Source organism: Neobacillus drentensis, assembly GCF_036965245.1.
GTDB lineage: Bacteria > Bacillota > Bacilli > Bacillales > Cytobacillaceae > Neobacillus > Neobacillus drentensis_G.
On record NZ_JBALPG010000028.1, the window covers coordinates 20118 to 33109 of the forward strand.

Annotated in this window: 10 protein-coding genes and 1 pseudogene; 6 read left to right on the forward strand and 5 right to left on the reverse strand. The window is 39.7% G+C overall.

Annotated features, from left to right (window positions below; translation table 11 throughout):
• The first annotated feature begins 634 nt into the window (after positions 1-634).
• A complete protein-coding gene (locus tag V7150_RS08115) occupies positions 635-1417 on the forward strand; it encodes a putative protein N(5)-glutamine methyltransferase (protein WP_335516020.1) in 783 nt (260 codons plus the stop codon).
• Positions 1418-1830: 413 nt separating this feature from the next.
• Positions 1831-2157 (forward strand): VOC family protein, encoded by a 327-nt coding sequence (locus V7150_RS08120; RefSeq protein WP_335516000.1) that lies wholly within the window; start codon positions 1831-1833, stop codon positions 2155-2157.
• A gap of 102 nt (positions 2158-2259) precedes the next feature.
• Here the strand turns inward: V7150_RS08120 and V7150_RS08125 are convergent, their stop codons facing one another.
• The 3 genes and pseudogenes from V7150_RS08125 to V7150_RS08135 form a co-directional block, all read right to left on the reverse strand.
• Positions 2260-2433 carry a hypothetical protein gene (locus V7150_RS08125; RefSeq protein WP_283923109.1) on the reverse strand — a complete coding sequence of 58 codons (174 nt, stop codon included), beginning with the start codon at positions 2431-2433 and terminating at the stop codon, positions 2260-2262.
• 81 nt (positions 2434-2514) lie between these two features.
• Positions 2515-2595: pseudogene (locus V7150_RS08130) on the reverse strand (YjcZ family sporulation protein); the annotation flags it as partial.
• 761 nt (positions 2596-3356) lie between these two features.
• Positions 3357-5300, reverse strand: a complete 1944-nt coding sequence (locus V7150_RS08135) for a M6 family metalloprotease domain-containing protein (protein ID WP_335516024.1) — start codon at positions 5298-5300, stop codon at positions 3357-3359.
• A gap of 350 nt (positions 5301-5650) precedes the next feature.
• Between V7150_RS08135 and V7150_RS08140 the strand changes: the two genes are divergently transcribed.
• The 4 genes from V7150_RS08140 (at position 5651) to V7150_RS08155 (ending at position 10307) form a co-directional block, all read left to right on the forward strand.
• Positions 5651-6613, forward strand: coding sequence for a S8 family peptidase (locus tag V7150_RS08140; protein WP_335516006.1), 963 nt, complete (start codon positions 5651-5653; stop codon positions 6611-6613).
• Positions 6614-6772: 159 nt separating this feature from the next.
• Complete coding sequence (locus V7150_RS08145) at positions 6773-8662, forward strand: Xaa-Pro dipeptidyl-peptidase (protein WP_335516010.1); 1890 nt, start codon at positions 6773-6775, stop codon at positions 8660-8662.
• A 552-nt stretch (positions 8663-9214) separates the two neighbouring features.
• Complete coding sequence (locus tag V7150_RS08150) at positions 9215-9559, forward strand: PadR family transcriptional regulator (RefSeq protein ID WP_335516012.1); 345 nt, start codon at positions 9215-9217, stop codon at positions 9557-9559.
• The gene (locus V7150_RS08155; protein ID WP_335516015.1) at positions 9513-10307 is read left to right on the forward strand and encodes an HAAS domain-containing protein; all 795 of its coding nucleotides are present in this window, start codon (positions 9513-9515) and stop codon (positions 10305-10307) included. The genes V7150_RS08150 and V7150_RS08155 overlap by 47 nt, the downstream gene beginning before the upstream one ends.
• Positions 10308-10561: 254 nt before the next feature.
• On the opposite strand, the gene V7150_RS08160 is transcribed toward V7150_RS08155, so the two are convergent.
• The gene (locus V7150_RS08160) at positions 10562-11482 is read right to left on the reverse strand and encodes an MBL fold metallo-hydrolase (RefSeq protein ID WP_335516026.1); all 921 of its coding nucleotides are present in this window, start codon (positions 11480-11482) and stop codon (positions 10562-10564) included.
• Between the two features lie 238 nt (positions 11483-11720).
• Positions 11721-12911 carry a chromate transporter gene (locus V7150_RS08165; protein WP_335516018.1) on the reverse strand — a complete coding sequence of 397 codons (1191 nt, stop codon included), beginning with the start codon at positions 12909-12911 and terminating at the stop codon, positions 11721-11723.
• Between the last annotated feature and the right edge of the window lie 81 nt (positions 12912-12992).

Consider the following 12992-nt stretch of genomic DNA (forward strand, 5'->3'; position numbering starts at 1 on the left):
GATGAAGGCCAAATCGGTTAGAAAAGCAGTAAGATTAGACCTTCATAAGCAGGATGAAGGCCAAATCGGTTGATAAAACGGAAAGATTAGTCCTTCATAAGATGTAAGTAGAACAATTCAGTTGGTATTGTATAACTTTTAGAGGTAAAACGCACCTGTTCGGCAAAAATGTTTATAGTCTTTGTCTCTTTTGAACCGCAATTGATTTAACCCTTAAATCGTATTTTTTAAATATATCAAGTGATTTAATTTTTGATTCTTTCTCATGCCGTTTTGTCCTAAAGAGGCCTTATTAAAGACCTTGTATTGGATGTCCACATAAATGCTTTCACTTTCGTTATTAATCAAATAATCTTGATGTATTTATTTACCAATATTTTCATCTGTAAATTCTTTTAAACAAAACTATTTGTTTTAGGCCAATACTAAAATTTTGACTCGTTTTTACTAACTAGGAAGTCTAGTTAAAGAAGGAAAACTCTCCAGCATAATAGAATAATAATAAAATCAACTTCAGGAAAAAGAATATTAGCTTGAATTTTTTTGCATGCAGTCATTGGCGTTTTTCATATTTAACTATTGAAGCTGGATATCTAGAGAGGTGATATAAGTGGAAAAGCTAAATAATTTTTATATGGACGACGAAACAGAAAAATGTATAATCACCAGGCTACGGTCCGCCGGTTGTGTTTTCGCTGAAGATGAGACCAGGTTGCTTATCTCAGAGGCACGGACGCAGGCCGCCCTCGAAGCCATGGTGGAACGACGAGAAGCCGGTTTTCCCCTCGAGCAAATCATCGGTTGGGCGGATTTCTGCTGTATTCGGATAGTGGTGGAACCCGGTGTCTTTGTGCCCCGTCGCCGGACTGAGTTTCTAGTCCAACAGGCAACCGCCTTCGCTATACCAGGAGCCATCGTCGTAGACCTTTGCTGCGGCACGGGAGCAGTGGGTGCCGCTCTAGCCAAAGCTCTGGGATGCATTGAGTTGTATGCAACTGACATCGACCCAGCCGCAGTGCGGTGCGCTCGTCGCAACGTTACTTCCATCGGTGGAAACGTGTATGAAGGCGACCTATACGATCCACTGCCAAACAAACTTCGCGGGAATGTCGAAGTCTTGGTTGCAAATGCACCCTATGTACCTACTGAGTCAATCAAGCTGTTACCCCAGGAGGCCCGCAAACATGAGGCGATGGTGGCAATTGACGGGGGTGTGGACGGGCTGGACGTCCAACGCCGTGTAGCGGCTGCAGCTTTACACTGGCTAGCACCGGGGGGCCACCTGCTAGTTGAAACTAGCGAGCGGCAGGCGCCGATGACTGCCGAAATCTTTACTCGAAACGGGCTAATACCACAGGTGGCAAATTACGACGAACTGGATGCTACTGTCGTCATCGGCACAAGGCCTTCCCTCTAGAGCGAATCCGTGATTTTTGCTCTTTCGCAAATGTACGGAGTTGGTTGCCAGTATTGGAAAACAAAAAGCTGTCTTATTCAACCATCATGAAATTCAGAAAATGGCAATACTTAATAAACGCACCTTATTTTTTAGAGGAAAACGCATGATTACTTAGTTATACGAAAAAGATTGACTGGATAAAAGTGCTTCAGATTCTATTAAACATAATATTTTATTGTAAGTATTTACTGCAAAATATAGAATTGATAACTTAGGTTTCTAATAATGTAGCAAGAAGGGAGGCATGTTTGGTAAGGGAAGGGTAATTGGATTCGAACTTAGCAGCCAAGAACCTGAGAAGGCTTGAGGAATTTTAATCTAAAGTTTTAGGTTGGGAAATTGCAGAACCTCATTGGGATTATTGGGTTGTTTTGACTGGAAAAGATGTCAAGCCTGGCATTAATGGAGGAATCGTTATAGCACCATATGATTATCCTCATGGAACTGGTATTCAAATCGAAGTCGATTCAATTGATGAGGCTATTTCTAATGCGAAAAACAATGGTGCAATGATTGTGAGAGATAAAATGGAGTTTGATGATTTCTTTCTTGCCTACCTTGTAGACCCAGTTGGAATTGGTTTTGGTCTTATTCGAAAAAATAAGAAAGGGGTTATGAAGGGGAATCATTCACTTGGAAATTTTCCTAAATTGTGCTCGAATCTTAAATTAAATTCAATTTTTGTACGATTCAGCTGACGAATTTTGGGGTATCTTTTTATAGCATAAACGATAGAACTTTTTTAATAAATAAAAAAAGGAGCCCGGAGGCCCCTAAAAAACACTCATTACATCAAACGCTTAAATGAATCTGCCTCTCCGTCCGAATCCTAACCGTCTTCTTCTTTCTATCTCGATTTCGATTTCAATTCGTCTTCTTCTTGCTTCGATTTCAATTTCAATTTCAATAGGGACAAAACGTCTTCTTCGAAAAAACAAATCTCTTCGACCAAATCCCCCAAATCCGAGCGTCATTAATTTCCTCCCCCCTTCAGTAGAGGTATATACTCAATAGGAGAAATTAACTTTAAATTTACACTTCGTCCTATCAAGTTATTAAATAAAAGAAGTACCTACGATGATAAGCAGAATGAACAATACAACGATTAATACAAAAGTGCTGCCGCCGCCATAACCACCGCCATAACCACCGCCATAACCATAAGACATATATTTTCACCACCTTTTACCATATTTGAAGAAAGATTCCTTCACTATGTATATATATTTCAAAATTCAATAGTTGATTGGACAGCCATCATTATGGGTAGAACAAAATCAGAAATTATTTTATAAATGAGAAAAAAATAGGTGGAAGAAGCAAAAACGCTACAAATAATGCTTTATAATAAGGTATTCAATTGTTTCAAATACTCTTTTACAGTTAGTTTTACGGAAGACCTGATTTACTGGAATATTCGTCAGCGAAGGAAAGTGAATGATTAAATTAACAAGAAAAAGAACTTGGAAACACCAAAGGGCAATGAAGGCCAGATCAGGTGGAAAACCAGCGAGATAAGGTCTCATAAGAGAAATGAAGGCCAGATCAGGTGGAAAATCAAAGAGATTAGTCCTTCATAAGGGCAATGAAGGCCAGATCAGGTGGAAAATCAAAGAGATTAGTCCATCATTAGGAGAATGAAGGCCAGATCAGGTATAAAACCAACGAGATAAGGTCTTCATAAGAGTAATGAAGACCAGATCAGGTTGAAAACCAAATAGATTAGTCCTTCATAAGGTAAATGAAGGCCAGATCAAGAGGAAGACCAAAGAGATTAGTCCATCATTAGGAGAATGAAAGACGTTTAAGTTGCTAAAATAGAATCAACTAACAGTCTACAATCATGAAAAAAGGAGGAGGTGCCATTTGAGGCACTTCCCCCTTAAACTACCAATCTTTATTTTCCATTCCCAGGCCCGACACGGCGAATCGAAGTGGCCGTTTTACTAGCATCAGTTTCTGATGTACTTGTAAACGTAAGGTTTGTTGGAACAGGCTGAGCTGTACCGCCTTTTGGAATCTTCACGTAAACCGGTACTGCAACCGTTTTACCCGCTTCAACTTCAATTACATTATGCTGCAATTGAATATCCCAGCCAGCATCTGTTTTGGCATTTAGGCGGATAAGGTCGGTTCCATTTCCGGTATTGGTAACATTGAAGTAATAGGCTGCTACTTTACCTGGCGTGGCAAATTCTGAATCACTGTTAGCAACTGTTACACCACGGGTAAATGAACTTGCACCATCCAAATGACGAACAGCTACCCGGTAAGAAAGAGCACCTTTAGCATCATATTTTTTATCTAAAATGTAGAAATGGAGACGGTTATGCTCGTCTGTGTACTCACTGACAACACCATCACCTGTTCCTGCTTTGAAGAGGGCATCGGCTAACTGTTGATAATCACCTTTGGAAAGCATCGCTGTGGAACCATCCGGTCGTTTGAAGTCTACTTGATTGATATCTTCTTTGTGAGAGTCGATGACCCAAATATTTGGTGCTGATTCACTATTCTTAGTTTTCCCTAGTAGTACACCAGTGTCAGGGGCAAATGAATCAAAGCCAACCCGGTCGACAACTTCAAGTGTATAGTTATTGTACCATTTAGCACCGCGCTGCATGTCTGCGCGCCAATCATCATTTAAAGAGTTTGCTGGCGTGTTATCCACCATGCTAATATTGATCCCGTGTAATCCTGTCCGTCCAAACTCGCTGCCGGTTGGTACTTCCCTTGAAAGAATATCGGCAAAGACTGGACCAGTTTCAGCTAGGCGATCGCGGTCTAGGCTTAGATATTGGTCAGGTGAGAGGAAGCCTTGTTTAATTTTATTTCGCAGCATGTGATGTGATGGAGCTGATGCACCTAAGGTTGATGGAACCATCCAGCGTGTGTGGGGGCCGCCTGGTCCATTGAAGCTTCCGCGGCTCATTAACTCCCAAGGACCGGAGTAGGTACGAGATACAGGAATTCCATATGGATTGTTATAGTTGTCGCCAAGAGCCATTATATGACCGAATTCGTGAGCGAAGGTACCCATTCCGTCATTTTCCCCTTGAATCGATGTTCCACCACTGGCACTAGACCAAATACTTTTAGCAGCATACCACGAAGTCCAAGGAACATATCGGGTAACCGCTGAATTTGGCATTCCCGGAACATTTGCTCCACCAACGATAGGGCCAAATGGATTTGTTACGGCTCCGGCATTTTGAAACATCATTTCACCAAGCTCCTGCCAGACACCGGATTCATCATAACCAGCGTGAATGATAAAATTAAAATCAAATTTTTCTCCAGAAGCATCCATGTCAGCTTTCGCTTTTGCAACTGCTTCAGATCTAAGGTTTTTTGCCTTGAACCCTGCAGGCATGTTTGCCTGCTGCCCAAATTCGTTAAGACCGTATTCGAATTCATTGCCATCCATCCGATAGGTGCCGAAAGATTTAAGTTCGATTTTCCATTTACCGAAGGAATTTTCTCGCCAGTATTCGTTTACTGTTCGATTGTTGTTTAATGCTGAAGGTTTGTTGAGGAAGTCTTCCCAAAACTTTCCGATTTGATCGCGAGGAATTTTCCCAGTACCGATAGGGTTGCCTGCAAGCTCGGATCCCTCAGGCTGGTTTAAAATAAAATCTCGGTCTTGGAAATCTACAATGATGAGTGAACCCCTAATGACTCGGTCTGCCTTAATGTCAGATGTGTTCCAGTCAACTCCAGGAACGGGCTTGTAATCTTTCCACGTCATATCCCGTGGAAGAACCCATGATTGCGCATCAACAGGTTCTGGAAAATTTGATAATCCCGGCTGCTCGGCATAAACGGTTGTTGATACTGCCACAGTCAAAAAACTAGTCAAAAAAATGAGCGACCTCTTCAAATTCCTCAATCCATCAGCCTCCTAAAAATTAGTATGTACAAGTAAAGGATAACATCTTTGTACAAGTCTGAAAATAAAGAAAAATCATAATTTTTAAAATAGAAACAAAGTCCTGAATCGAAGGGCCTAGTGTCATTTAGGAAAATAGTTTTAGAGGAAGAAAAAGAATAGAGTCGGTTTTTGATATAAAAAAATTAAGCCAGAAAGGAACAAAAACACTCCAAAGGAATCATTTTTAATGGATTCAGAATTGTTAAACTATTATCAACATCATGAGGTGGCTTCAAATAAATCTGTTAGGAGGGAATGAGTTGGAAAGAGAAGTACGCTTGATTCCGTACCAATTGATTGCAGAAATTGAAGAAGTAACCGAGGTGCCAAAAGGGGTTGAAATGATTCAGGCCCAAGAACTGTGGGAAAAGACAAAAGGAAAGGGGATCACAATCGCCATTTTAGATACTGGCTGTGAATTAACCCATATTGACTTAAAGGATCGAATAATTGGCGGACGAAATTTTACCAAAGATGACCGCGGAGACCAAAATAACTTTCGGGATTACAATGGTCATGGCACACATGTTGCCGGTACGATGGCAGCAACTGCCAATGAGACGGGGGTAACCGGTGTTGCTCCAGAAGCAAATCTATTAATTGTAAAGGTTCTTAATAAAAAAGGCTCCGGCCAATATGAATGGATTATCAATGGAATCTACTATGCAATTGAACAAAAGGTTGATATTATCTCCATGAGCCTAGGCGGTCCTGAAGATGTTCCAGAATTACATGAAGCAATTAAAAAGGCCGTCGCTAATGGGATACTGGTAGTTTGTGCGGCAGGAAATGAAGGGGATGGACGCGACTCAACAGAAGAGCTGTCCTTTCCGGCGGCTTATAACGAGGTAATCAGTGTTGGTGCTACCAGTCTTAATCGCAAAATATCGGATTTTAGCAATTCTAATAGGGAAGTAGATTTAGTCGCTCCCGGTGAAAATATAGTATCAACTTTTCTAAACGGAAAATATGCAAAGCTTACGGGAACGTCAATGGCAACGCCACATGTATCGGGTGCACTTGCTTTAATTAAAGCGATCTCAAATCAAACTTTTGAGAGAAATCTAACAGAACCAGAACTATATGCTCAGTTAATCAGAAGAACCATACCACTAGGAAATTCTCCAAAGCTAGAAGGGAATGGAATGGTGTACTTGACGACCATCGATTATTTAACAAAGCTAGTAAGTGCGAAGGAGGAGCAAGAGGTTTTGAATGTATAATTCATAAACCTGTTTTTTAAAAAACTAATATATAAGTAGAAGGTAAGTCCTTTTTCCTACTAACGAATGATAAATAGTATGAAAATTAAGAGTTTTTACACTATTGGTAAATCCCTCCACATCCTACAATTGTTTTTATAGAGGGTGAGGAGGGATTTAATGAAAAAGAAAACGCTATCGATTGCAACAACACTTTTTACAACCATTGCTTTAACACTATCATCTATGAATTATACAAGTGCGGAAACAGTAGAATCAAAAAAGGGACAAGCAGTAAACTCTTTAGCACCATTAAAATCAGAGGCGAAATATTCATATAAGGATGCCATTCGTGAAACAGTTTTTGTCCAATCAAGCCTCGACACCGATGAAAACGGGGTTCCTGACCGAATTGCTGTTGACATTATCCGTCCGAAAGAAACGAACACAGGATTAAAGGTACCTGTCATTATGGATTCAAGTCCCTATTATGAAAGCATAGGCAGGGGCAATGAAAGTGAAGTAAAGGACAAAAATAAAGATGGTATTAACGAAAAGTTTCCGCTTTACTATGATAATTATTTTGTTCCACGTGGATATGCGGTTGCCTTGCCGGAAATGGTAGGTACCAATCAATCGGATGGCTGCCCAACTACAGGCGGTTATGAGGAGATTGAAAGTATTAAAGTGGTCATCGATTGGCTCAACGGAAGAGCAAAAGCATTTGATAAAAATAATCAAGAAGTACAAGCTTCTTGGTCAACCGGTAATGTGGGGATGATTGGTAAATCCTACGACGGAACGTTAGCAAATGGCGTTGCCGCAACCGGAGTAGAAGGATTAAAGACAATCGTTCCGATTGGTGCGATTAGCAATTGGTATAATTACTATCGTTATGCGGGGCTAACATACTACAACAATGGCCCTGGCGGATTAGCAAGCAGAGTCGTTAACAGCTCCAGGAAAGCAACTTGTCAGCACGTGTTCAATCGTATTAATCAAATGGCAGATGATGCCACTGGAGACTATAATGATTTTTGGAACGAAAGAAACTATGTGAAAGATATCAAAAATGTAAAAGCCAGTGTCTTTGCCATTCACGGTTTAAACGACCTAAACGTAAAAATGAACCATTTTAATGAATGGTGGGAAGCACTAAATAAGGAGAAAGTCCCTCGTAAGCTATGGCTTGCCCAAACAGGTCATGTGGATCCATTTGATTTCCGTAGAGCAGAGTGGGTCGATACGCTGCATCGCTGGTTTGACTACTGGCTCCTTGGCATTCAAAATGGCATCATGGATGAACCTGCAGTAGATATTGAACGAGCAGCAGATGTTTGGGAAACCCATGCAACATGGCCGGAAGAAAATGCAAAATCCTTTAAAATTCGCTTTGGGCCAGGGGAAAACGAAAATTCTCCGGGGATCCTGACAACCGGTCCGGTTAATGGAAACTTTACACAGACCTTTACCGATAATCCTAGGCAAACAGAAACGGCGATGGTCACAAATGAAACGACGGTAAGAAGCGACCGTTTAGTATACCTATCAGAACCACTAAGCGAGGATGCTCGGATGAGCGGAGTGCCGGAAATTTCACTTCGGGCAACAGTAGATAAAGAGAATTCCAATTTAACAGTTATTATTGTCGATTATGGGATGGATACTAGAGTGAATCATTCGGGAAGTGGCGAAGGAATCAAAACGCTTCCTACTGAATCCTGTTGGGGAGAAAGTTCGGATACAGATGACGGCTGCTATCGAGAAACAGAAAAAACGTTCCGAACAGCATCCTATGAAATTGTCTCTAGAGGCTGGTTTGACCCGCAAAATTGGAAAACACTTTTAGCAACAGATCCATTAAACCCTGGAAAAAACTACAAATTTGAGTGGGGCGCACTGCCACATGACTACGTCTTCAAGAAAGGCCATCGCATCGGAGTCATTATTGCAGGAAGTTCCTATCAGCGGACGATTCCTTCGACAACTGGAGCAACCTTTAATGTGCATCTGGGTCAAAGTTTTATTAATCTTCCAATCATCGAAGGGAAAAAAGGCGTTAATTTTTAAAAAAGTTGCAAATGAATCTTCTATTATTAACAAAAACCAGCAGTTTCCCTTTAGAGACTGCTGGTTTTTATTTGGAAACGGGTTTGGTAGAAATCTATGGCAAGTCAGTTCGATTAAATGGGTACTCGAATTTTCGTGTAGAAAAGTCGTAATATATATGTGGTATTTTATTATCGTAAATCGGACAATCGAGTGGAAACCATCACATGTTCATTCTTCTATAGTGTTAGAATAAAGTTTTTTAAAAAGACTTTGTTAAGGATTATATGATCGCAATCAAAAAGAATCCATTTTGAAACCAACATCTAACTAAATCCTAAGATAGTAGCATGTATACAAAAAAGAAGGAGATAATTTACCTTGCATTACAAGACTATTAACACTATACTTATTGTATATCATGTATTGCAAGGTATTATTTGCAATCACAACCATTGTAATACAAGGTATTTATTGTAATCGCAACCCTTGTAATACAAGGCATTATTTGTAATCATAACCCTTGCATTGCAAGTTATTGAAAGAGGTGAAAAAGATTTGTCAACAACACAGATGCTAAAAGGAATCCTTGATGGCTGTTTGCTGGCGATTATCAAGAATAAAGAAGTATACGGTTACGAGCTGGCCGAGAAACTTGAAAGCTATGGATTTCATTCCTTCAGCGAGGGTACGATTTATCCATTGTTAATGCGGATGCAAAAAGAAGAATTGGTTACTACAACATTGAAAAAATCAACGGCGGGACCAAGAAGGAAATATTACTCACTTACACCCAAAGGCGAGGCGGAATTAGAACTGTTCGTGGATCGCTGGAACTATTTGCAAACCAATGTAAACAGGGTATTACATCATGAATCAGAGACAAAACATGCAAAAGGAGACGAGACGGTTGAATAATGAATTAAAGCTTACTGATAAAAGCAAGGCATTTTTGGAGAATTTACGCCTATACTTATTTTCCAGTGGAAAAAATTCGAATGAAATCGAAGAAATTGTGGAAGAATTGGAAGTCCATTTATCCGAAGCAGAAAAAAGTGGAAAGCCCATTGAAAAGATTATCGGAAAATCACCGAAAGAATATATGGAGATGGTTTCTAATGAAATGGTCATTGACTATCGAACATGGGTCAAATATATTTGCCTTATCATTTTTGGATCATTTTCTTTTACGATTTTCCCAGATTTATTGAAAGGGAACCTTTCTTATTCTCTCTTGGAAATTGTCGGGCATATTGTGATAAGTTTAATATTTATTGCTTCTATTTTTACGGGTTTTAAATATATTTCCACAACGAAACAATCAATCAAGAAACAAGGATTAATATTATTCTCTATAGGGATATTGCCAATTGCTTTGTTTGTTGGTTTGATTTACTTAAATAGAGCTGTCGATACACCTATTTTTCATTTTGGCAATACAGGTAGCCTGATTATTGGCATTATTACCGCACTATTTATTTTCGGAATGTCCTTTTGGGCAAAAACATGGACTATAATCATTATTTTAGCATGGTTAACACTGCCAGATTACTTGCTAAGTCTAACACCATTGAAATACGAAACACAATTAATCATAAGCTCGTTGATTACTTTTGGTGGAATCGCCTTTTACATTTGGATATCGAATAAACTGGAAAAGAAATAAGCGGGGGACTATCTCTTCATCTCCAAGAAAACTATGAAAAACGACTTTAATGATGAAAGGAAATGGATGCTAAAATAGTAGTTTTAAAAATAATAATGTTATGTAAACCAACACTACTTTCTTCCAGATGATCGTTTTATTATTTGTCAGAGTTCTAATAAACAATTTGGTCGGAAAGTCATCTAACATTGTCCAATAGAAGGGTCATTTTAAGCCATATTAGCTAAATGACCCAACTGTGCCGAATTTTCGACCTATTCAACCTCCATAACGGTTTCCCCAAGTAAGAGCACATTTAATTGTTCATCGGGAAGCTGCTGCTTTTCCCATTCACGGTACAAGCGTTCTAATGCCTCCGGTCCTGTGTCGTCTGCTAATCGATAGGCACCATAATGCATTGGAACGAAGAATTTTGCCTTTAATTTGAGGAAAGCTTTTACGCTGTCTTCCGGAGAAATATGGGCAGCAGCCATAAACCATTCCGGTTCATAAGCCCCAATCGGCATAAACACCGTATCAATTGTAAATCGATCCGCAATTTGCTTAAAGCCGCCGAAATAGCCTGTATCCCCGACAAAATAAAACGTTTCTTCTGATGATTGAAAAATCCAGCCTCCCCAATGAGACGAATTCATATCTGTCAATGTTCGTCTAGTCCAATGCTGGGCAGGGACGAAATGAATGGTAATTCCTCTGAATTCTGCACTCTCCCACCAATTCATTTCGGTCACCTTCTGGTAGCCTTTTCTGATAAACAGAGCCTTCAACCCAACTGGGACAAAGTAACGAGGATTACCTTTTAATTTTTTCAGGGTGGGGAAGTCCAAATGGTCATAGTGACCATGGGAGATTACTACCAGGTCAATCTCTGGTAAGTCTGATAAGGAAATGCCCGGCTCCGTTAACCTCTTTTGAAACCCCATTCGCTTAGCCCAAACCGGGTCAGTTAAAATATTTACGCCATTTATCTGGATCAAAAAGGTAGAGTGCCCAATCCACGTATAAGAAGTCCGGTTTCTATTTCCATTTATTTCATTTACTTTTTTATGTGGACACTGTTCGATGTTTAGCGATAAATCCTTTACTTTCGTTCTTCTTTCCTTCTGCCACTGCCTCATATCCTTAAACGATTTGTTGCTTATCACATTATCCAAATTTTCATATCTCTTCATGATCCACTCACCTTGTTATTCTCAGTAAATCTATATTTATGATGAGTATAGCAAATAACCTAATCAACCATCAAAAATTTGGAAGCGAAACGAAAAAATAAAAGTAGGGCACTTCCTACTGATGGGAGTAGCTGATCAGAATCATGCAGAGGTTTTCAAAAATGCAAAGCAAAGCCTTAAAAGTCTAACTATTTATTTACAGGAAAATAAAAAACCACCTAAACGGTGATTTTAAGTGATTTTAAAGAAGATCAATAAGAAATCCACCGAGAGCTCCTAAAAGGACGATTACCCACGGAGTTAGCTTCCAAAAAACAAGTAAGCTAAACAGTATGGAACCAAAAGCGAAGTCAATAGATGACAATATCGAGCTTGTCCAAATAGGGGTATAGAAAGCAGAGATTAGAATTCCTACAACTGCTGCGTTTACCCCTATTAGTGCTCCATTGATTTTGGGATTTCTTCTTAAGGTGTCCCAAAATGGCAGGGTACCCAGGATCAATAGAAAAGCTGGCAGAAAAATAGCAACGGTAGCTAAAAGACCGCTCTTCCACCCATCTATTACAGCTCCTATATAGGCTGCAAAAGTGAAAAGTGGGTCAGGGACCGCTTGTGCTAAACCATAACCGGCTAAGAAGTTTTCTTTACTAAGCCAGCCTGTTGGTACAAATTCACGTTCAAGTAAGGGCAGTACCACATGTCCTCCTCCAAAAACAAGGGAACCTGAACGATAGAAGCTATCAAAAAGGGAAATCCATTTATAGGACGTTATTTCTCTAAGAATTGGAAGAATAATAAGTAGACCAAAGAAAAGTGTTAAGCAAATAATTGCAAATCGCCGTGATATCGGAACCGTTATAGGTAATTGCTTTTCTGTTTCAACTTGCTTAAAAAAGAGATAACCAATAAAAGCAGAAGCAATGATCATACACACTTGCGTATACGTGGATTGCCAAATCAATGTTCCGACAAGTGAGAACAGAGCAATGGATTTTCTTTTTAAATCTGGAGTTAGCTTTTGCGCCATTCCTAAAATAGCTTGAGCGACTACAACAACGGCTACAATCTTTAGTCCATGAATCCAGCCCGTATTATCCACGTTCCACCCTTTTAGGATAAGTGCAAATAATATGAGAGCAATAACGGATGGAAGTGTAAAACCAATGAATGTCATAATTCCTCCTAAGATACCGGCACGCATGACACCGATACCAATCCCAACCTGACTGCTAGCGGGACCGGGAAGGAACTGACAGAGAGCAACAAGGTCAGCATAGCTGCGTTCATCTAGCCATTTTCTTTTACGAATATATTCATTGTGAAAATATCCCAAATGAGCAATAGGGCCTCCAAACGAAGTTAAGCCAAGCTTAGCAGAAATCCATAAAATTTCAGTTAACCTTTTGAATTGACTTTTGAAAGTTTCGTTCATTTTATGACATCCTTGATCTAAAAAAATTTTAACCATTCCAGAGCTTTTTGTGACCGAAATTATGAAAGAACCGGGATAACG

Excerpts from the sequence above, each read along its gene's own strand:
- V7150_RS08115 (WP_335516020.1), top strand. The coding sequence starts at position 635 with ATGGACGACGAAACAGAAAAATGTATAATCACCAGGCTACGGTCCGCC.
- V7150_RS08125 (WP_283923109.1), bottom strand. The coding sequence starts at position 2,433 with ATGACGCTCGGATTTGGGGGATTTGGTCGAAGAGATTTGTTTTTTCGA.
- V7150_RS08145 (WP_335516010.1), top strand. The coding sequence starts at position 6,773 with ATGAAAAAGAAAACGCTATCGATTGCAACAACACTTTTTACAACCATT.
- V7150_RS08150 (WP_335516012.1), top strand. The coding sequence starts at position 9,215 with ATGCTAAAAGGAATCCTTGATGGCTGTTTGCTGGCGATTATCAAGAAT.
- V7150_RS08155 (WP_335516015.1), top strand. The coding sequence starts at position 9,513 with ATGAATCAGAGACAAAACATGCAAAAGGAGACGAGACGGTTGAATAAT.
- V7150_RS08165 (WP_335516018.1), bottom strand. The coding sequence starts at position 12,911 with ATGAACGAAACTTTCAAAAGTCAATTCAAAAGGTTAACTGAAATTTTA.